The sequence below is a fragment of the Paenibacillus foliorum genome, assembly GCF_013141765.1.
Taxonomy (GTDB): domain Bacteria; phylum Bacillota; class Bacilli; order Paenibacillales; family NBRC-103111; genus Paenibacillus_S; species Paenibacillus_S foliorum.
Genome location: NZ_WHOD01000052.1, coordinates 152875 through 173268 on the forward strand (window position 1 = coordinate 152875; position 20394 = coordinate 173268).

Here is a 20394-nt window from a genome sequence, read left to right on the forward strand (position 1 = left end):
TTAAACAACTTCTTTTCTCCTCTCCTCTATATCGAGATCATTACTGCTGTTCATAGGCAAGTACATGGTAACCTTCGTTCCACGCCCCAACTCTGAGCCAACGATCATTGTAGCGCCAGGAATCGAATCCAGACGACTTCTTATATTCGAGATGCCTATGCCGCCGCTAGAACTTTCACCACTGGCTATCCGGTAAAGGGTATCATCTGGAATCCCTACCCCATCGTCAGACACAGTAATTTGTAAATACCGATCCCCCTCTTGAATCGTCAACGTCACCATGCCATGCCCATCTTTTTCGAACAGTCCATGTCGAATTGCATTTTCCACAAACGGTTGAATACATAGAGAGGGAATTGCAAGGTGCTTGAGACTCTCGTCAACATAACACTCAAATTCAAATCGCTCCCCGAATCGAGCTTTCTCGATCTCAACATAAGCTTCAATCAATTCCAGCTCTTGGTTAAGAGTAACGAATAACTTTTGACGATCCATGTCTAGAATATAACGTAAATATTGACTCAGCTTCGATAATAAATAAGCCGCCTTCTCTCCATCCGTATAACAAAATGAGATGACACTGCTCAGCGCATTATAAAGGAAATGGGGTTTGATCTGCGCTTGATGAAATGCAAGCTTATTATGAATAGCCTCTTGTATAGACGTTTTCATCGTAATCAGCGTTTGAATTCTGGCAATTAGCGTCTCTGCTTCAAAGGGCTTGGTCAAATAATCATTTGCACCGACGCTAAAGCCAAGCGCGATATCCTGTGAAGTATCCTTGGCTGTGGCGAACAAAATGGGCAAATCCAGAATCGAATAGTTCGCTCTTAGCAAGCGGCAAAGCTCGATCCCCGAGGTACCTGGCATCATTACGTCCAAAATAACGAGGTCAATCTGAAGATGCTCCTTCATTTTCACCAATGCTTCTTTAGCTGAAAAAGCCGTGATCACATTATACCGATGTCTTTTCAAAATGTTCAGCAAGGTATGAATATTGGAAGCTTCATCATCGACAATAAGGATGGTATAAGCATGTTGTTCCAAGCTATCCATAGGTTCAAGCTCTTCAGCTGCTCTTTCGGAATACAAGTCGACAGAATAAGGATCATATTGAACGGGCAAACGTTCTGCTACGTTTAGTATGGTGAACGTCATGCGTGTCCCCTGTCCAACCTCCGTCCATTCGATCCCAATCTCTCCTCCCATACGTTCAACAAGCTTGCGGCTAATATACAGGCCGACCCCCATTCCCGTATAGCCGTCTTCTGGCAGAGCCTCATCCAGCTGTTCGAAATAGTGGAATACCCTGGAATACTTCCCTTCAGGAATTCCCGTTCCCGTATCCGTCACTGAAATATGCGCCATTCCATTAGAAACTTTTAAAGCAACCGTGATTTTTCCATTTTCCGTATGTTTAATAGCATTGTGCACCAAATTGTATAAGATTTGGCGCAATCGGCTTTCATCCGCTTGTACCCATATATTCCCGGCAACCTGATTATCCAACTGTACTGTCTTACCTGCAAGTTCAAATTGCAGGACATCAAATACAATCTGCGTTACCGCCCTTACTTCAACGATAGTCATTTGAAGCCGCAGCTCGCCGTGTTTCAAACGAGTGACATCGATCAAATCCTGCATAAGCATAGACAGCTTCACCGATGTATCCTTAATCAGCCATAGATTTTGCTTCTGTTTCGAGGAAAGATTATGCTCATCATCATCCAGTAAATAAGAGGTTATGTTCATAATGCCATGCAATGGGGTTTTAATCTCATGGGATGTATACATTAAAAACTGATCCTTGAGTTGATTAGAAACGGTCAGTTGATGCGTTAATGTTTCAGTTTTCTCATATGCATTACTAAACCGAGAAGCAAGCAGAACGTTCAAGAACGTAATAAAACAGATAACAGCAACTTTGCCTCTTATATTGGTTTGAACCACGTTCTCTGAATACAGCGATCCATCCACCAAATAGATGATCAATGCTATAATGGCAACAATGAACAGTAAAAGTTCTTTACGTTCGGACGTCCCCCTCCCGCTAATGCAGCACAAGTAGATCATTCTGCCCAAAATATACAAGGGAACAACGGCCATATATAAAAAGAACAAATACCTGACTTCATTGTAAAGCGGATACGGCAAGACCATGATTACAGCTACATAACCAATAATAGGGGATATTAACCATATCCTCTGTTTATACGATATAAGACGGCTGTCAATGGAGCAGAAAAACAAGATAATGAAAAATGAACTAAGAAACTGACTCACATCCAGTGCCTTGTAGACTATCTCAAAAGGAAAGTCCGGCAGCAGTCTCTGAAAGATCTTCTCTCCAAACAATAAATGAATGATAGATAAAGATATCAGATACAGACCGCTAAACAAATAGGTTTTTTCCCTTCTTCGCAGAAAGTAGAGATTAAGATGATAGGCGCTAAACATGGCAAGAATCAAAATGATAGCCAGATCACTGCCGATCAACAAACCGTTCAGTATTGTGATATCCCCATTCCTTCCAAACTGGATTGAGTTCACAATACCACCGGTAGAATACATATAATTGGACACTTGTATGATGATTTCAATTTCTTTGGCATTGGAATGAAAAAAAACACTGTACGGGGTATTGCCCGGTATATGCTCTTCCTTCGCTGCCGCTGGGAATCCGCTGCTCCCCTCCAGCTTTCCATCGATATACATCTGATGGGACATACGGATACTGCTCATTTTCACTCCATAGATGTCATCAGCATCATTCACCAGAACCTTGAGTCGATAAGTCCCGGAGCCTTTCCTGCTCATACCGCCGTTCTTATCTTTTCCTCTCCAAGTACCGGGTACAGAGAGGTAAGAAACCTCGCTTCGCAAGCCTACACGAAAATCTTCTGGCTTCAACAGTTCTCCTTCGTAAAATTCCCATTGACCATCCAGAGTTACAAGCCCTTGATTACCAAAATCCCAACCCGTTAAATCCAGCACTCCTCGCTCCGCGGGTGGAATGTTCCGATTCGGAATTGTAAGCGAATAAATATTTGCAAATAATAGTGTAACTAGAGAAAAAATCAGAACAATACCTATGAGTTTGCCAAGATTTTTCACCTGGACCCCCCTTCCTACAAAATCCAACAAAAAGCTGTATGATTATACTATCATTTCATACTCACAAGATACTCACAAGACCCCATTTTTTTTGTATACATTAAAAATTAAAAAAACTTCCTATATGATGAATATCATTCAATTATTCCAATTCACTTCTGCAGTTAGTTGTTTTTTTAGAGCATAACTCAAACAGCCTGCCGGAATGGGCAGGCTGTAACCAATTATTCTAATGCGCGATTGCTTAAATTTATTTTCAGACGCATACCTACATATCCATTGTCAATTGGCTAGCTCAAACTAAAAATAGTTTTAGCACGTCCACTACAAATTTATGATCTTCTTTTTGCGGAAGACCGGATACTGTTATAGTTCCTATAACCCCAACGTTTTGAACATGAATAGGGAAAGCCCCCCCATAAGCTGCGTATTCGGACGGGTCCAAATAGGATTTTTCTTGAATGGTTGTATTTAATAATTTGTAGTAAATTCTCATGTAATAAGAGCTGTGGTAAAAGCGATTTACAATTCGATTCTTTCTTTTGATCCATTCATCATTGTCCTTGGTTGTGCCAGGTAAAGCATAATGAAAAAGCTGCTGCTCACCTCTACATATATCAATTGTAACAGACAATTTCTTCTCAATTGCAGCTTCTACTAATTTTATCCCCAGTTCGTAAGCAGTCAAATTGGTAAATTGCTTGAACTGCAACGTTTTCTCCTCATTGTCAATCTCCTTCAGTAATTCAGCAAGATCTTCTTCCATAGCTTTCATCTTTCTCCTATCCACAAAATGCGAGTATATATTACGTCATCGAATCTTTATCCACGGGATAGGATACTTATCCCATAACCGCTTTGTAGATAGGCGCTCATCGGATCGCAGGGCACACCCATTTCTTCGCGAACGGCTCGAAGCAGCGGTGTTACATCCATTTCGAACGCTTCACGCACCGCCTGTTCCGCCCCAAGCACATCCTGCTTTTCTTGCGCAGCCCTTACCTCCGCCAAATTAACGAGGAGCGCCTTAGCATATTGGGTCTGTACATTCAGGACCGAACGAATCATCGCAGGAATTTTATCCTCGATATTATGGCTTTGATCAATCATATACGCGATGTTATTAGCAGTTGTCTGAATCGCTGGGTCCTGATCGGCTGCTGCATCCAAGATCTGATAGAAAATCAAGAAAAGCTCATATGGATTTACAGATCCTACTATCAGGTCATCATCGCCGTATTTACGGCTATTGAAGTGGAAGCCTCCAAGCTTCTTCTCACCGATCAAATAAGCAACGATATGTTCAATGTTTGTGCCCTGTGCATGATGGCCGGTATCTACAAGTACCTCCGCTTGTTTACCAAGCTTATTAGCCATGTTGAAAGCCATTCCCCAATCCGCCAGATCCGTATGGTAGAAAGCTGGCTCATAAAATTTATATTCAATTAGCATTCTCATATTAGGTGTCAAGGCATCATACGTTTCCTTCAAGCATTCGTACATCCACTGCACCCGTTGACGGATAGGACCCTGCCCTGGGTAGTTGGTTCCATCTGCGAACCAGAGGCTGAGGACATCCGAGCCAACTGTCTTCGCGATATCTACGCATTCTAGCAAATGTTCAGTCGCTTTACGCCGAATCTTGGAATCTATGTTGCATACACTGCCAAGCATATATTCATTCTCCTGAAACAGGTTTGGGTTTATTGCACCCATTGAAATACCTAGGCTTCCTGCGTGCTCCTTCAAATTCGTATAATCCTCAACTTTATCCCATGGAATATGCAAAGCAACCGCAGGACAAATACCTGTAAACTTGTGAACTTGAGCCGCGTCCTCCATTTTTTCATAGGTATTTCTCGGCATTCCCATTTTTTCAAAGGTTTTGAATCGCGTACCCTGGTTCACATATCCCCAAGAAGGTGTTTCTATTCGGATCGACTTTAATTTCTCATGCACCTGTTTAAGATCAATTCCTCTTGCCAATTGCTGCTCTTCAAAAAGCTTATATGCTCGATCCATCTTTTTTTCACCCTTCTAATGTTAGTTTAGTTTAATTACGATAGCGGAAAACCAATGACCGACATCAGTGCGTTAGCTGGCTGCGTCGAATCCACACGGGTATATTGCAAAATAACAGGAACACTGCTTACTACTTCTATGGCATATGGCACTCCTTTTGGGATTCGTTCGCCATCCTTTTGAAGTTCAGAAGTACGGATGTGCTTAGTGCGGCGCCCCTCCAACCGTGCTTCTATCTGCTCAAGAGGTTCCCTGTCTTCAAAATAAACAGTTATTACAATAGATGCTTCCTCTTCATAGCAGTTAAGTAAACAAATCGCTTCATGGCTTTCGACTTTTCCTAAACTTTCCCGGGGGATGTAGCCGTCAGGGATATACCAAAAACGATGCCCTTTTTGAATAGAACTCATGCTTCTTAGGCTCCTTTCTTACCTGTCTAAAATTCAAAATTATCGGGATTCTGGCCGGTCCTTTCATTCCGATTCATAGCGTCTAATTGAGCAATGTCCTCGGTAGACAAATCAAAATCAAAAATATCCGCGTTGGATTGGATCCTTTCTTCGTTAACGGATTTTGGAATGGTTACAACTCCCTTTTGTATATCCCAACGCAATATTATCTGAACTGAAGATTTACCATGCTTCCTGCCAAGCTCAACCAATGTCGGATGATCCAGCGACTTCCCTTGCATAAGGGGGCTCCATGCTTCCAGTTGAATATGATGTTGTTTGCAAAAATGCTGCAGGTTAACCTGAGTCAATCTCGGATGGTACTCAACTTGGTTGACGGCAGGAATCACTGCGCAGTCTGCCATCAAATCGGTCAAATGGTGGATATGAAAATTGCTTACCCCGATGGCTCGAACCCATCCTTCCTTATATAGTTTTTCCAAAGCGCGCCACGTTTCCTTATACTTATCTTTTACAGGCCAATGGATCAAATAAAGATCGATAATTTCTAGTCCCATTTTTTTACGGCTGCTCTCGAATGAGGCCAATGTTGATTCGTAGCCTTGTTCGGTGTTCCATACTTTGGTTGTAACAAACGTTTGTTCGCGGGGGATACTGCTCTTTTGAATAGCCTTGCCCACACCTTGTTCATTACCATATAACGATGCAGTATCGATACTGCGGTAACCCGTTCGGAGAGCTGTAGTTACTACCCTCTCCACCTCTTCGCCTTCAGCTGCTTGATACACGCCGAGCCCCAGCCATGGCATCTTTACTCCATTATTAAGAATCGTACAATCCGAAATATGTTTGATCATTTTCCACTCCATCCCCTGCCCCTTTTCTTATCATTCAAACGTATCAGGATTTCTGCCTGTTCTTTCATCCAGATTCAATGCGTTCAATTGAGCCATGTCCTCTTGTGTTAATTCAAAATCAAAAATATCCGCATTGGATTGGATACGCTCTTCATTAACGGATTTAGGAATGGTTACAACTCCCTTTTGTATATCCCAACGTAAAATAATTTGAGCTGAGGATTTACCATGCTTGCTGCCAAGCTCGACCAATGTCGGGTGATCAAGCAATCTTCCTTTCATGAGCGGACTCCAAGCCTCCAATTGAATATGATGCTGTTTACAGAAATTATGGAGGTCAACTTGAGTCAACCGTGGGTGGTATTCAACTTGGTTTACGGCAGGTATAACTTCGCAGTCTGCCATCAGCTCTTTCAGATGATGGATATGAAAATTACTTACACCAATTGCGCGAACACTACCTTCTTTGTACAGCTTTTCTAGAGCTCGCCATGTGTCTTTATATTGATCCTTCACCGGCCAGTGGACCATATAAAGATCGATAGTCTCCAAGCCCAGCTTTTTACGGCTCGTTTCGAACGCAGCCAGTGTTGACTCATAGCCTTGTTCGGTATTCCATACTTTTGTTGTAACAAACAAATGTTCACGGAGAACACCGCTCTTTTTTATAGCATTACCTACACCCTCTTCATTACCGTATAGGGACGCTGTATCAATACTGCGATACCCTGCTTGAATAGCTGTAGCAACAACCCTTTCAATTTCCTCACCTTCGGCAGTTTCAAATACGCCCAGTCCCAGCCAAGGCATCTTGACCCCATTATTTAGAACGGTACATTCTGATATATGTTTAACCATGTTAACTCCCTCGCCTCCTACAGATTTCCTTACTTTCTAAGTAGAATTACTTAATTCCGGATGTAGCGATCCCCTCAACGATATATCGTTGGAAAAATAAGAATATTAAAAATACCGGAATAATGGATAGCACAGACATTGCAAAAAGCGATCCCAGCGCCGCCTCTCCTCCCGCATCCGTAAACATACGAAGCGCGAGTGTTACGGTATATTTTTTTATGCTGCTGAGATAAAGCAATTGGCTAAAAAAATCGTTCCATGTCCAAATAAATGTGAATATGGTTGTTGTAACGATGGCAGGAATGGTAAGCGGCAAAATAATGTGAGTATAGAGGCGAATTGGACCGCATCCGTCTACGGTAGCCGCTTTATCAAGCTCGCGAGGCAGCGAACGGATAAATTGAACAGACAGATATATAAAGAACCCTTCCACTGCAAAAAACTTCGGCACTACAATTGGAAGAATCGTGTTGATCCATTCTAATTTATTGAAAATGATATATTGAGGAACTACAAGTACATGCATCGGAATCATCATAGTCATCAGCATCAAGGCAAACATCATTTTTTTCCCTTTAAACTCCAGCCTGGCGAAGGCATAAGCGGTTAGCGAAGAAGATAGAATATTGCCAATTACCGCTAAACCAACCATGATCAGCGAGTTTAAGTAAAAGGTATTGAAAGTTGTACCTGAAGTGCCCTTCCATCCCTTAACATAGTTAGTAAAAGTAAATTCTCGCAGCCAAAGGCTATGATCAGTCAAAATGGTGTTGGTAGGCTTAAACGAACTAATAATCATCCAGAGTACCGGATAGAGCATAATAAACATTCCCGTAATTACACAGGCGTGAAGCAACAGCTTTTTTATATCTATCGTTGTCATCCTCATCCGTCCCCCCTAGTCACCATAATGAACCCATTTTTTTGAACCTAAAAAGATCAGCCCTGTCAAGCAAGCTATAATAATCAGCAGCACCCATGCCATTGCGGAAGCATAACCCATCTGAAAGTTACCGAAGCCGTTCTGGTATAAGTAAAGTGTATAGAAAAGCGTAGAATTGACCGGTCCTCCCGTCCCATTACTTATTACATAAGCTGGTGTGAAGGCCTGAAACGAGCTGATGATCTGCATGATTCCGTTAAACAATATAATAGGGGATAAAACCGGCAAGGTTACGTGAAGAAATTGCTTCCATCTCCCCGCTCCATCTAAAGCCGAAGCCTCATAAAAGTCTTGAGGAATTTGTTTGAGTCCAGCCAAGAAAATGACCATAGGTGATCCGAACTGCCAAACTTTCAAAAAAATGATCGACCATATGGCATAATCGGGGGTTCCTACCCAGCTCGGCATTAAAATACCAACATAGCCCAGCAACTGATTAACAATACCGCTTTCTCCGAACACCTGCCGCCATAAAATGGCAATAGCTACACTTCCCCCAATTAAGGATGGAACATAATACACGGAACGGTAAATACCTAAGCCGCGTATTCCCTTATTTAAGAGCAATGACAGTAATAGAGCAAAGGCCAATTCCAAAGGTACGGCAACCCAAACATACATGAAGGTTACTTTCAATGCCTGAAAATAATGTGGATCATGATTGAACATCGTTGCATAGTTTTTAAACCCAATCCATTTGGGTGAAGACACAAAATTGTAATCCGTAAATGAAAGATAGAGTGAGCTTAAAATCGGAATGGTACTAAATACCAGAATACCGATCAACCAGGGTGTCAGAAAAAGGTAGGGAATGATCCACAACCATTGTTTACGGTTATTAAAAGTCGTCACGGCATTATATCTCCCCTGCTAAGGATGAAACAAGAGCTCAAGTACTGGCTCTTTGAGCCCTTGCCTAATAAATGAACTACCGATTTAATATTTGATTCGCCTGAGCAAAAAAGTCGTCAACAGCCTGCTCTATTGTCTTTTTACCGAACGCGACCGCTTCATTACTGGAGAGCAGAAGCTTTTGAATGGAAGTGCTGCCTGCTGGCATGGTAGGATACGGCCTCGTTGTTGGCAGCATAGTATTTACAAATGCATATTCCTTTTCTTCCGGTAGGCCCAGAGACGATTTGATCACTTCTTGCATTTTCTTTGAGGCTTGAGGGCCATGCTCGCCTTTAAAAATTTGGGCTGCATCAGGGTCATTAGTGAAAAAATTGATCAACATTGCCGCTTCCTTTGGATGCTTGGAATCTTTTGAAATCCCAAGCGAGGCTACAATTAATGGAATCTTCTTATCGCCCTTCGGATCCATTGGATAACTAACGATATTCAACTCTTCTTTGGAGCTGCCTTGATAAATTTTTAGCTGATTGGAGCTCTTGCTGATCATAGCCACCTTACCGCGTGCAAGCATCGATTCCTCCTGTGTTTTATCTCCTTGCTCGGATTGAATCGACGCAGGCGGGGTCAATCCGTCTTTACGCATTTTATCCCAGAATGCGAACCAGTCTGCCAAATCCTGTTTACTCATAGCAAGCTCTTTTTCTTTATAGACTGACTTTCCTCTTTGAAGAACAAAAAGCTCCAGTCCCCTATACACACCACCCTCGTCCTCGGTAGCCCATGCATCTTTTCCTAACGTTTTTTGCAAAGCTTTAGATGCTGTAACATAGTCATCCCAAGACCAATTGTTTTTTGGCAGCTCTACACCTGCTTTTTTGAACAAGGCCGTATTGTATAGAACCCCTGTAATATTATGGCCGAGGGTAATGGTATACAGCTTGTCATTGACTTTGCCACCCTCTGTGTCCATCTGGTCAAAATCCTTTACATTCAACTCTCCCGATGTGACAAGCGGATCCAATTCAAGCAGCATTTTGCGCGTCACAAAATCGAATTGAAAAAAGCTGCTTGTTTGCATGACATCAGGTGCATTGCCCCCTGCTGCTTGTGTAGTAAACTTCTCAGCATATTGATTCTCTGTCGTGAATTCTCTTAGAACCTTGATATTGGGATTTTTTTGTTCAAAAAGGTCCACGATTTTATTCATTTTGTCATGTCGAGCTTGACCGCCCCACCAGGCAATACGCAGCTCCACTTTCTTTTCACTCTTATTCACTGCACTCTCTGTACTAGAGCAGGCGGTTAATCCCAAGGCTAATGAGGCCGAAATCATTAGAATTGCAGCTTTCCTTAATCTCATAAGCTTTTCCTCCTAATATTCGTTTTCCAAACAATCAAATGCCAATTAAGACTAATTCTTCGAGGAATGGTTCGGTACGGTGAATTCGCGCTCCATCTCATGCAGTTTTTCGACGCGGCGGCGGAACTCCTCTTTGGTACTGAATTCAGCTTTCAAAAAGCTTTCCAGAAGTTCAACCACGATAACAGGACCGATGATCTGTCCTCCTACACACATCACGTTCACATCGTCGTGCTCCACACACTGATGGGCCGAGTGGATATCATGACAGACAGATGCCCGGATACCTGGAATTTTATTGGCTGCTATGGAAGCTCCTACGCCTGTTCCACACACCATAATTGCGCGCTCCGCCCTGCCTTCTAGAATTTCAGAACAAACAGTCCTCGTAATATCTGGAAAATCTACAGGATTGTCGTCGTAGCACCCAAAATCAGTTACCTCGTGACCCATACTATTTAATGCGCTTACAACAGTTCCTTTCAGCTGAAACCCACAATGATCTCCACCTACTGCAATTCTCATACTCCATCCTCCTATTGATATATTCATTTAATCGATTAAATGATAAGTGAAAAATAAAGAGAGAATTATCAAACCCCTCCATTAAAACGCTTACAAGTCATGCCTGCTATTCTCCTGTATCATACTTTTAATGCGGCTCTTTGATAAGGTTACAGCCGCATGAACGACGGATGATTAACGATGTATCCATATACATAATTTCTCGTTTTACATCTTTTTCTTTAATTCTCATCATCATTAAGTCTGCTGCATTTACACCTAGTCGATAAGAAGGCGGTCTAATCGTTGTAACTGGAGGTTCAACGATCTCAACCCAATCCGGGTCATCAAAACCAAGAACAGCAACCTGATTAGGAATTTGAATATTCGATTGCTTTAAATATTTGTATGCCCCCAATGTCATCGAGTTGTTAGAAATAAACACCGCATCAGGCTTCAAATCCTGTTCCATCAGCTCTTTCATCCTGGAGTATCCGCTCTCTACTGTGAATTGTCCTTCTTTTATTATAGAAGCCAATTCTATGATGCCGTTTTCTTTAAGCGCTTTCTTGTAACCCGTTAACCTGTCTTTTCCTGTACTAATGGAAGAAGGACCTGCAATAATTCCAATTTTGCTATACCCATGCTGAATCAAATGTTCTGTAGCGTTATATGCCCCTTGGATATTATTAGCCATTATTACATCGGAATTCATAAATTCCGGGCACCGGTTTAAGAAAACAATCGGCACACCCGTTTTTTCCAGTGAGCGGAAATAGTCACCCGAATTACCGGCTGACGATACGATCAATCCATCTACTCTTTTGCCGATTAGAACATTAAGATACTTGCGTTCTTTCTCCACAGAAGAATCCGTGTTGCATAACAAAACACTGTAGTTACTTTTTGCGAGCTCTTCCTCAATTCCCCGTACAATATTGGAGAAGACTGGATTGGCTATATCAGAAATCAGTACCCCAATAATTCTTGATTCCTGAATGCGCAAGCTCTTAGCTACAATATTTGGCTGATAATTCAGCTCTTGTATCGCGGAATAAACCTTCAGCTTAACTTCTTCTCGAACGAATCTTGTTCCGTTTAATGTGTTTGAAACAGTAGCAGTAGATACCCCAGCTTTGTCCGCTACTTCCTTAAGTGTTGCCCTCTTCATTAGTAGTATCACCTCCCCATTTAATCGATTAAATGAATTATAGTATTAATTTCCCAATGAAGTCAACAAGCAATATTACGAAATGGTCAAAATCTTATTTACTCTTTTTACGAAACTGATTTGGAGATGCTCCTGTAACCTTTTTAAATAAAACGGAAAAATAATTCGAATTATCATAGCCCATGCGATGTGAAATTTCCTGTATCGTTAAATTACTGGTGAGAAGCAACTTCTTAGCTTCCCCAATTCGCAACTGAATAACGTAATTGATAGGTGAATATCCCGTTTTCTCTTTAAATATACGTGAGAGATAGTATGGGCTTATGTACAGGCTATTCGCAATTTCATTAAGAGAAATGTCCTGCATAAAATGATTATCCAGAAACTCTTGGATCTGATAACCTACAGAATGCTGCTCCGATGAGACAATCAATGATTCATGAGCACTGACAATTCGATGAATAAAAACAAGTAAGGAGCTTAAATAGTTTTGACAAATAATTTGGCATCCCATTGTTTGTGAATTTACTTCTTCGAAAATTTGAGAAAAAAGACCTTCAATTTTTGATCCTAACGCATTTGTCCGAATAACAGGAGATTGATGTCTAGGTAAGATGCATCCCTCATCAATTCCTTCTATTGCTAAATTACTCACACCACAATAATAGGTTTTTAACGGATTTTCAGCCTTAGAACGTTCTTCATGGCTAACCCCTTGATTATATATTATCAAATCGCCTCTCCCTGCAACGTATTCTTTATCCCCAATAATAAAGCTTCCCTCACCATCAACGATATATACGATTTCACTCAAATCATCGTGTTTATGGCGTTCGAAGGACCATCTCGGCTCATTACATATTTGGCCAGCGTATTTGAGAATGGGCTGAATATCCTTTTTAAAAAAGGATACGCTTGGGAAATTCGTTGAAATTTGAACAGTCATCAATGACCTCCTCTATAAAAAACGAATATGAGCTTAGTTGCTTACCCCTCCGAAAAAAGCAAGATACAACAGAAATACTGCAAATATAGGGATAGTTTTAACTATGCAATACATTTATCCTAAATGATATCGATTCATTTAATCGATTAAATTGATAATACAAAAAATCGATACTCATTTCAACCAAGCTTTGAATTATTGGTAGCTGCAACTAAAATTAGCTTAACTAGGGAGATGCTTCTTAATGAGCCTACAAAATTATCAGATCAAAAATGAACGGATTCACTCTGCATTTTTCGAATTAAAGAAAAATCATCCTGAGAAGCTTAACCAACGACTTAATTTATCTTGGAGCAACTGGGGTTTTGGAATCGAATCGTTAGAAGACACCGCTAGACGGTTGAACAAAGCAGGGATCTCCTTCATTGAACTTCACGGTAACCATTACGGGGCCGACCTCGGTTATAAAGTAAAAGATACCCTGGACATTCTTGGAGCTTACAATATTCGTGTCGGAGGAATATGCGGCATGTTCTCTGAGGATAACGATTTATCAAGCAATCGTTCTATTCATCGTCAAGCCGCTGTAGATTACTTGAAACGCGAAATAGAATTTACTGCTGCCGTTGGCGGATCCTACATTCTTGTAGTACCCGGTGCAGTTGGTAGAGCAAAAAAATACGACGAAATGGAGTTTGACCGCAGTGTTGAAACGTTAAGCCTTGTTGCGGATCATTTTGTAAAACACAACGTGCAAGCTGCCATTGAACCGATCCGATCCGCTGAAGTCAGCTTTGTTCATACAATCGATGATGCACAAAATTATATTCGCGCGGTGAATCATAAAGCAGTCGGACATATTAACGCTGATGTCTATCATATGCAAGCCGAGGAAGCCCATATCGGTGAGTCTCTACTTTCTGCCGGGGATCAGCTCTTAAACCTTCACATGGCCGACAGTAACCGCGGTGCATTGGGAGATGGATTCCTTGATTTAGACACGATCATTATGGCTCTATATTTAATCGGGTTTAACCGGCAGGGTCGGTATGTAACGCCTGAACCGTTAGGTCCTGGCGGAGATCCGTATCCTTCAATGTACGGTAAGCCATCAAAAGAGCTACTTGATCAACTGGTGAATCAAACAGCTGCCTATTTCCGTGAGAGGGAAGAATTCCTATTGAATTCTTGGCACGGAGGAAGCCATAGTTGAAATAGAGTCTATTAAATAGATACTTATTATGAGGTTGATCAGTCAACTCTGCTTAGCCTCTTTTTTAAAGCCTTTAACTCAAAAAAAAGACTGATCCCAAAGCTACTTCGCGATCTAATACTTCTTGCGCTCGCTCATCCATTAGCTTTGCTTTATACAATGCACAACCATATAAATAAGCTGGCTTCTCCCCCTTACAGGTTCGAAACCAGCTCTATAACAAGCTCAACAAGTTTGTTCAGTTTTCTTTATCTCACAACTCCCCCGGCAACCGGAGGCACCTCGCCTAGCGCCCAGCTAATCATAAAATAAACAAAGGGTAAGAAAATAACCAAACCCGCTATAATAGTAACAAGGCCAAGCCCATTAAACCGCTGTTCTGATTTGGTATTTTTTATTATTTCCATATATCATACCCCACTTCAGTATATTTTACTTCAGGACCTTATAGAAGTGATTATAGGTCGTTTATTGAAGTAGGTATATGATATAAATCACAGCTAGTCATATTAAAACATCAGTTCAACACGATGGAGACTTGACGGTTTGCTTATCTTGCTTATTTTACTTCAATCTCAATTTCAGTCTTCAAGAATTTATTTACTTGAGGGTCTAAGTATCACCTTTATTAAACCCCATTTTTTTGCAATGGCTATGCGCTTCCGAAATTCAGGAGATACTCAACTCAACAAAGGCTGCCCGATTCAATCTGCCGGCAGCATAATTATAATATCTTATTGAGCTATTTAGCTCGATTCGGTTCTCTACTTGCTGTCAAACCATAAACCTGTACCCTGATCCCCAAACGGTACCTATATACTGAGGCTTGGACGGATTTTCCTCGATTTTCTCCCTGATTCTGGCAATATGTACAGTTACTGTGGAAGCGTCGCTCAGCGCATCCATTCCCCAGATCCGCTCAAAAAGCTCCTCCTTGCCGATTACCCGATTAGCGTGCTGCAAAAGAAAGACAAGCAGGTCGAATTCTTTTTGCGCCAGCATAACTTCATTGCCGTTCACAAAAGCTCTTCTCGAATCCTTATGGATCTCCAAGCCCCTGACCTGAATCTTGCTTCCCTCTCCTTTTCCAAACCGCTCTTTCATTCTCTCGAATTTTTTCAAATGCGCATTAACACGGGCCACCAGCTCCCCAGAGCTAAATGGCTTTGTGATATAATCATCCGCACCGAGTCCCAGACCGTTAATTTTATAAATTTCCTCTGCCCTAGCGGATACCAAAAGAACAGGGATGTCGTCCTTCACGCGGATCACTTTCAGTACTTCAAATCCGTCCATATCCGGCAGCATGATATCTAAGATAACAAGCCCAATCTCTTCCTGCTCAAGAGCTTTCAAGCCCTCTGCTCCGTTATTCACAATTTTAACCGAATAGTTGCTCAGCTCAAGGTAATCCTTTTGCAGATTTGCAATACTTTGGTCGTCCTCAACAATAAGTATCCGTTTCATCCTAACCTCCAAAATGCTAATACTTTTTCAGAGATATCATTATCCGGGTCCCTTCCCCTACTACGCTTCTAGCCCATATTTTCCCTTCATGCCCTTCCACAATTTGCTTGGCAATAGCGAGCCCAAGTCCGCTGCCGTCTGCATTTTTTCTTGAAGGGTCCACCCGATAGAAACGTTCAAAAATATAGGGGAGGTTCGCCTCGGGTATTCCTTTTCCATTATCTTTGATTTCTATTATGGCAGATGTCCGGGTCTCTCTGAGTATAATAGCAACCCTTCCATCAGGCTTGTCTATGTACATAACAGCATTGTCCAGGATGTTTTGAATGACTCTCCGTAACCTTTCGCGATCAATTAACACAAGGACAGGCTCATTTAATTCATTTATAAATTCTAAGGAAAGCTTAGCCTTTTCATATTCATATTTATGATCCCCAACACAGTCCTGTAAATAATTGACCAGATCGCTTTTCTCAAAGTGATAGGGGAGCTGATTCAAATCCAGCTTGGAATATAAAAGAAGATCATCAATCATCGCATTCACCAGAACGCCCTTAGAGCGGGCTGTTTCCAGGTACTCTTCCATTTTCTCCGGCGTCTTGGCGACCCCATCTATGATACCTTCAATATAACCGATAATGGAAGTCACAGGGGTCTTTAAATCATGCGAAATGCTGGATACCAAAAATTTCCTGTTTTCATCATATTTTTGCTGCAAATATATTGATTCCTTCAGCTTAATCCTCATGAGCTCCAGTGTTCTGCCCAGCTCCCGGACCTCACCTTCGCCCTCCTCAGCAATTTCGCAGCTTAAATCGCCCTCACTGATTTTAACAGCCGCGTCTTTTAACCTGGAAACCGGGGAAATGATACCCTTTGAGAAGGTGTAAGAAACCCAAAAGTTCATCAGTAAAAAGAACAGGATAAATACACTGAGCGTAAAAATGCCAAGCAGCGTATAAAAGCCCGTTTTCAGCTTTAGTGGCGCAAGCAGCAGCAAAATCCCAAGATCGCCGGATGGAAGCTTGTAGTCAACACGGGCAAAGAAATAAGTTTTTCCATCAAGCTCCAGCGTATCCTGATTAGGCATATCGCCGGATAGCACCAGACTTTTTTCTATATCTATTTGATTAAACTTTCTAGTAGAGAATAAAACCTCTCTATTGATCAGAAGGACGGCATTCGCACCCAAAGCCTTAACGCGATCGGACAGCTCTTGCTGAGCTTTTTTATCCAAAAGCTGCTCGAATTCCAAGGTATGTGCATTCCTCTTGATCTCACTGATCCCCGTCCTAAGCTCGAAGACACTTTTCAATTCGTTGATATCCGCTTTATGACCAAAAATTTTCGTATAAGCGGCAACAAAAATAATGACAGCCAAGACCGTCAAACCAATGGAAAACAGCACAGCCAGTGCATTCATCGTGAAAAAGCGTTTGGTTAAATGCATGTTGGTTCCTTTCTAAATATCCTTACTGTCAAACAGGTAGTAACCAGCGGTAAATAACATTATACCACAGCCCGACATGATTAAGACCTGACGGAATATTTTAAACACATTAATCGATTCCGAGATCCAGAGCGTATACCAGTCAAACATCGACGTAATAAAAAAGCTGGAATAAGAAGAAAACACAATGCCTAAAAAGTTAAAACTGATAAATACAATGATCGAGAGGAAAAATACCGCCAGTCCTCCCTGAAATATATTGGACAGCAGCACAACTAGAAGGGCAAACACAAAAACAGGAAAAAACGTGGAGGTATAGGACAAAAACACCCTGACTATCCCCATCCAGCTAGCGGAAGCAGGATTGAACAGGAACCCGGCCAGCAAAGAAAGAACCATGACGAACATCAGGTTTGCGAAGATAAACAAAGCTATGTTTAATACCTTAGCGCTAAAAACACCAAATCTGGATACGGGCCTTAGGAGCGTAATTTTCATGGTATTCGATGAAAATTCACCGTTAAACATATCGATGGCTACAAAGGTAGCAAACAACGGTAAAATCGTATAAGTAAAAATAGAGAGAACCACTATTGGAAACTCGGTGCTGCCTACCACTCTTAATCCGAGGCCATGTTTAATCGCTGTAACAGCAATTTGTCCAATCAATACAGCAAGAATGGACAAGATAGCGGCCACAATGATTTTTTTCTTTTTCAACAGCTTTACGGCTTCATTTATAAACGCAGCATTAAACCCTGCCATTCCTGTCCACCTCACTAACAAAATAATTTTCAAGCGAAGAATAGTTGGAAAGAATGCTTTGCGTATAGTCTACATTGACAAGCTTTCCTCCGTAAACAACACCGATTCTGGTGCAGGTAAGCTCCACATCATGAATCAGATGGCTGGAAATCAAAAAGGTCGTGCCTTCTTCCTCGGCAAGCTGTTTAATCAGCTTTCGCATATCCAGCATTCCTTCAACATCCAGCCCGTTCAAAGGCTCGTCCAAAATCAAAACCTTGGGATTGGATAGGATCGCAGCTGCTACACCCAGCCTTTGCTTCATCCCGAGCGAAAACTTTTTGGATTTTTCATTTTTATATTTTAGCATACCGGTTATTTCAAGACATTCGTCGATTCTTTGCTGGTCAACCTGCGGATAAAATCGGGCAAACAGCTTCAGATTTTCGTTGGCTGTTAAATAAGGATACGACTCCGCTGTCTCGATAATACAGCCGACATGCTTCATCGCATCGACATAGTTGTCTAAAATGCTGGCGCCGAAAATCTTCACATCGCCTCGGTCCGGTTTCATGAGTCCCGCCATCATTTTCATGGCTGTCGTCTTACCTGCTCCATTTGGCCCTAAAAGGCCGAATATATCGCCTTGATCAACCTCTAAATTCAAATCGCTGATTCCCCGGCCGTTTTTATACATCTTGGTTAAGCCACTTATTTCAATTGCTTTATTCGTCAATGACAACATCTCCCTAAAATAACCCCACTGAGTGGGGCCGAAACTTCGAAGCGGATTCAGGACTTTGCGGAGACCCTGAACATGATAAGAAAAGCTTCTATTCGAAGCCCTCTCGATGAAGATACATTCGTGTCTAAGCGGTGGCTTTTCTTGCAATATCAGGAAGCCGCACTAGCGGCTTCCTTGAACCTGTTTACTACTCAAATATGCGGTTAAACTCTCCATCGTAATAAGGTCTGTTATTTCTGCTGTAAGTATCTTTGTCTCTGATCTCTATTTCAAGGTCAAGATAAATTTTGGCTAAGCCGTTCGGATTAATCCGCCCGTTTTTCTGCTCTCCTTTTGCATTCACATAAGTGAAGGTTGAAATGGATTTTCCATCATTAGGATTGTATTCGAAATTAAAGTTGTACTTGTCAGGATAATCAGCCTCGAAACCAGCATTAACAGTTTCATTATACTTGCCTGTTACTTTATCGTTTTCCACACTTGTAATTTCTAAGATTCTTTCACCGATTCTCACAAATTTTCCGTTTTTCTCGATGATAATGTTACTTCTATATTTCCCGGCATATTTGCTGCTTAAGCCACCGGACTGATTGACCTTTTCAACGTTTGCACCAGTCAGGTCAGGGATGATAATTTTCGTAGTTCCGATGTCAGAAAGCTTGAACACTGCATTCAGCGTCAAATCGTGTTGAACTCCGTTTTTGTCCTTCCCGGACAAAGTCACATCACCCGTGACATTTTCCACAATGCCAGCTTTGTTTTCGACTGCCGTACCCAAAACCTTTTTAACGAAAATATCGCTCTCGATTTCCGGCAGCTTCGAATCCTTTTCCATGCGGCCATGATCGCTAATCATCCGCTTAAAGCCGAAGGAAGATACGGCATTAACTACGGCAGGCACCTGTGCCTCGGATAAGCTTCCGGAGTATACTTTTGCTCCATCCGCTCTCTCCTCCACCTGCACATAATCCTTCAGGTTTCCGACGAGCGCATCAAATAGCTTTTCAATCTCTGGCGCTCCCTTGTCATTAAACGGACTTGTGAATCGGTTTCGCGCTGCCCTATTCACATCATTGGAAAATTCAGTTACATAATATTTATTATCCGTTCCATTCTTCCAAACCGAAAGCTTTTTGTCCGTATACGAGTAGTTGGATGTCGTTTTTCCATCTGGACCCTGATCCACCGTCGAATTTTCAGATGCCTGCTTTTCCATATCGATTTTGTTGACGGTAGTAGCTTGAAGCACGGTTTGATTGTTATCCTTCATCGTAAACAACGCTTCGATCGTATAGTTGTTCAAGCCCTTCTCCATCTGAGCCGCGGTATTTTTCGCAGAGCCTTTAAGTCGGTCGTAGCCTGAGCCAAGCAGTGTATCGGCAAAAGCGGTGGATACAAACAAACATGCTCCAATCGTGAATGAGAGTACGGTTATTGATTTTTTGGTAAGTTTCATTTCCAATCTCCTTTAATTCTTTTTAGGGGACGTCTCCTTACCTTTTATTATAAAGGAAGCTTATTGAATACTTCTAAATGAACTATTAACAAAATATTAACTCTACTTATTATACCTTTTGTGAACCTGAAGCAAGAGGATTTTCACTAAACACAATAAAACAATTATTTTCCCTTAAGCTTGAATATTTTAGTTACACAAACAGGATGCAAATGGACATGAAACCGCAAAAAATCCTCCTCGTTTTTTGAGGAAGATTATTTCGTAGACAAACCTAGG

20 protein-coding genes are annotated in these 20394 nt (G+C 41.6%); 2 read left to right on the forward strand and 18 right to left on the reverse strand.

All coding sequences use genetic code 11. The annotated features are described in order from the left end of the window. The 12 genes from GC093_RS12590 to GC093_RS12645 form a co-directional block, all read right to left on the reverse strand. Positions 1-3114: a hybrid sensor histidine kinase/response regulator gene (locus GC093_RS12590; RefSeq protein ID WP_312886516.1), complete on the reverse strand. Its 3114-nt coding sequence runs from the start codon at positions 3112-3114 to the stop codon at positions 1-3. Between the two features lie 295 nt (positions 3115-3409). Continuing rightward, positions 3410-3880: a heme-degrading domain-containing protein gene (locus GC093_RS12595; protein ID WP_246314133.1), complete on the reverse strand. Its 471-nt coding sequence runs from the start codon at positions 3878-3880 to the stop codon at positions 3410-3412. 56 nt (positions 3881-3936) lie between these two features. After that, on the reverse strand, positions 3937-5136 hold the full coding sequence (gene rhaI, locus GC093_RS12600) for an L-rhamnose isomerase (protein ID WP_171652221.1): 1200 nt from the start codon (positions 5134-5136) through the stop codon (positions 3937-3939). Positions 5137-5171: 35 nt separating this feature from the next. Then, on the reverse strand, positions 5172-5546 hold the full coding sequence (locus tag GC093_RS12605; protein ID WP_171652222.1) for a sensory rhodopsin transducer: 375 nt from the start codon (positions 5544-5546) through the stop codon (positions 5172-5174). A gap of 26 nt (positions 5547-5572) precedes the next feature. Continuing rightward, the gene (locus GC093_RS12610; RefSeq protein WP_312886522.1) at positions 5573-6400 is read right to left on the reverse strand and encodes an aldo/keto reductase; all 828 of its coding nucleotides are present in this window, start codon (positions 6398-6400) and stop codon (positions 5573-5575) included. A 33-nt stretch (positions 6401-6433) separates the two neighbouring features. Beyond that, entirely contained in the window at positions 6434-7261 is an 828-nt protein-coding gene (locus tag GC093_RS12615) for an aldo/keto reductase (protein ID WP_171652224.1), read from the reverse strand. Between the two features lie 46 nt (positions 7262-7307). Then, positions 7308-8144, reverse strand: coding sequence for a carbohydrate ABC transporter permease (locus GC093_RS12620; RefSeq protein ID WP_216624610.1), 837 nt, complete (start codon positions 8142-8144; stop codon positions 7308-7310). Positions 8145-8159: 15 nt separating this feature from the next. Further along, on the reverse strand, positions 8160-9056 hold the full coding sequence (locus GC093_RS12625) for a carbohydrate ABC transporter permease (RefSeq protein ID WP_171652226.1): 897 nt from the start codon (positions 9054-9056) through the stop codon (positions 8160-8162). Between the two features lie 76 nt (positions 9057-9132). Beyond that, positions 9133-10419 (reverse strand): ABC transporter substrate-binding protein, encoded by a 1287-nt coding sequence (locus tag GC093_RS12630; protein WP_171652227.1) that lies wholly within the window; start codon positions 10417-10419, stop codon positions 9133-9135. A gap of 51 nt (positions 10420-10470) precedes the next feature. Then, positions 10471-10944: an RpiB/LacA/LacB family sugar-phosphate isomerase gene (locus tag GC093_RS12635; RefSeq protein ID WP_171652228.1), complete on the reverse strand. Its 474-nt coding sequence runs from the start codon at positions 10942-10944 to the stop codon at positions 10471-10473. Positions 10945-11071: 127 nt separating this feature from the next. After that, the gene (locus GC093_RS12640; protein WP_171652229.1) at positions 11072-12094 is read right to left on the reverse strand and encodes a LacI family DNA-binding transcriptional regulator; all 1023 of its coding nucleotides are present in this window, start codon (positions 12092-12094) and stop codon (positions 11072-11074) included. A 94-nt stretch (positions 12095-12188) separates the two neighbouring features. Then, the gene (locus GC093_RS12645) at positions 12189-13040 is read right to left on the reverse strand and encodes an AraC family transcriptional regulator (protein ID WP_171652230.1); all 852 of its coding nucleotides are present in this window, start codon (positions 13038-13040) and stop codon (positions 12189-12191) included. A 244-nt stretch (positions 13041-13284) separates the two neighbouring features. On the opposite strand from GC093_RS12645, the gene GC093_RS12650 reads away from it, so the two are divergent. After that, positions 13285-14253 carry a sugar phosphate isomerase/epimerase family protein gene (locus GC093_RS12650; protein ID WP_171652231.1) on the forward strand — a complete coding sequence of 323 codons (969 nt, stop codon included), beginning with the start codon at positions 13285-13287 and terminating at the stop codon, positions 14251-14253. A 248-nt stretch (positions 14254-14501) separates the two neighbouring features. Here the strand turns inward: GC093_RS12650 and GC093_RS12655 are convergent, their stop codons facing one another. The 5 genes from GC093_RS12655 to GC093_RS12675 all read right to left on the reverse strand — a co-directional run bounded on the left by GC093_RS12655 (position 14502) and on the right by GC093_RS12675 (position 18611). Continuing rightward, entirely contained in the window at positions 14502-14660 is a 159-nt protein-coding gene (locus tag GC093_RS12655; protein ID WP_171652232.1) for a hypothetical protein, read from the reverse strand. A gap of 367 nt (positions 14661-15027) precedes the next feature. Continuing rightward, on the reverse strand, positions 15028-15720 hold the full coding sequence (locus GC093_RS12660; RefSeq protein WP_171652233.1) for a response regulator transcription factor: 693 nt from the start codon (positions 15718-15720) through the stop codon (positions 15028-15030). Positions 15721-15736: 16 nt separating this feature from the next. Continuing rightward, a complete protein-coding gene (locus tag GC093_RS12665; RefSeq protein ID WP_171652234.1) occupies positions 15737-17170 on the reverse strand; it encodes a sensor histidine kinase in 1434 nt (477 codons plus the stop codon). 12 nt (positions 17171-17182) lie between these two features. Then, a complete protein-coding gene (locus tag GC093_RS12670; RefSeq protein ID WP_171652235.1) occupies positions 17183-17935 on the reverse strand; it encodes a DUF2705 family protein in 753 nt (250 codons plus the stop codon). Continuing rightward, on the reverse strand, positions 17922-18611 hold the full coding sequence (locus tag GC093_RS12675; protein WP_246314215.1) for an ABC transporter ATP-binding protein: 690 nt from the start codon (positions 18609-18611) through the stop codon (positions 17922-17924). Before GC093_RS12675 ends, GC093_RS12670 begins: the two co-directional genes overlap by 14 nt. A gap of 120 nt (positions 18612-18731) precedes the next feature. On the opposite strand from GC093_RS12675, the gene GC093_RS36375 reads away from it, so the two are divergent. Further along, positions 18732-18866, forward strand: a complete 135-nt coding sequence (locus GC093_RS36375) for a hypothetical protein (RefSeq protein ID WP_281365231.1) — start codon at positions 18732-18734, stop codon at positions 18864-18866. On the opposite strand, the gene GC093_RS12680 is transcribed toward GC093_RS36375, so the two are convergent. Further along, complete coding sequence (locus GC093_RS12680) at positions 18847-20115, reverse strand: hypothetical protein (RefSeq protein WP_171652237.1); 1269 nt, start codon at positions 20113-20115, stop codon at positions 18847-18849. The two genes, GC093_RS36375 and GC093_RS12680, sit on opposite strands and share 20 nt — an antisense overlap. Positions 20116-20394 lie beyond the last annotated feature (279 nt).

Coding starts and splice junctions, on each gene's coding strand:
- GC093_RS12595 (WP_246314133.1), bottom strand. CDS start 3,880: ATGGAAGAAGATCTTGCTGAATTACTGAAGGAGATTGACAATGAGGAG.
- rhaI (WP_171652221.1), bottom strand. CDS start 5,136: ATGGATCGAGCATATAAGCTTTTTGAAGAGCAGCAATTGGCAAGAGGA.
- GC093_RS12605 (WP_171652222.1), bottom strand. CDS start 5,546: ATGAGTTCTATTCAAAAAGGGCATCGTTTTTGGTATATCCCTGACGGC.
- GC093_RS12615 (WP_171652224.1), bottom strand. CDS start 7,261: ATGGTTAAACATATATCAGAATGTACCGTTCTAAATAATGGGGTCAAG.
- GC093_RS12620 (WP_216624610.1), bottom strand. CDS start 8,144: ATGACAACGATAGATATAAAAAAGCTGTTGCTTCACGCCTGTGTAATT.
- GC093_RS12630 (WP_171652227.1), bottom strand. CDS start 10,419: ATGAGATTAAGGAAAGCTGCAATTCTAATGATTTCGGCCTCATTAGCC.
- GC093_RS12635 (WP_171652228.1), bottom strand. CDS start 10,944: ATGAGAATTGCAGTAGGTGGAGATCATTGTGGGTTTCAGCTGAAAGGA.
- GC093_RS12640 (WP_171652229.1), bottom strand. CDS start 12,094: ATGAAGAGGGCAACACTTAAGGAAGTAGCGGACAAAGCTGGGGTATCT.
- GC093_RS12645 (WP_171652230.1), bottom strand. CDS start 13,040: ATGACTGTTCAAATTTCAACGAATTTCCCAAGCGTATCCTTTTTTAAA.
- GC093_RS12650 (WP_171652231.1), top strand. CDS start 13,285: ATGAGCCTACAAAATTATCAGATCAAAAATGAACGGATTCACTCTGCA.
- GC093_RS12655 (WP_171652232.1), bottom strand. CDS start 14,660: ATGGAAATAATAAAAAATACCAAATCAGAACAGCGGTTTAATGGGCTT.
- GC093_RS12660 (WP_171652233.1), bottom strand. CDS start 15,720: ATGAAACGGATACTTATTGTTGAGGACGACCAAAGTATTGCAAATCTG.
- GC093_RS12665 (WP_171652234.1), bottom strand. CDS start 17,170: ATGCATTTAACCAAACGCTTTTTCACGATGAATGCACTGGCTGTGCTG.
- GC093_RS12670 (WP_171652235.1), bottom strand. CDS start 17,935: ATGGCAGGGTTTAATGCTGCGTTTATAAATGAAGCCGTAAAGCTGTTG.
- GC093_RS12675 (WP_246314215.1), bottom strand. CDS start 18,611: ATGTATAAAAACGGCCGGGGAATCAGCGATTTGAATTTAGAGGTTGAT.
- GC093_RS36375 (WP_281365231.1), top strand. CDS start 18,732: ATGATAAGAAAAGCTTCTATTCGAAGCCCTCTCGATGAAGATACATTC.
- GC093_RS12680 (WP_171652237.1), bottom strand. CDS start 20,115: ATGAAACTTACCAAAAAATCAATAACCGTACTCTCATTCACGATTGGA.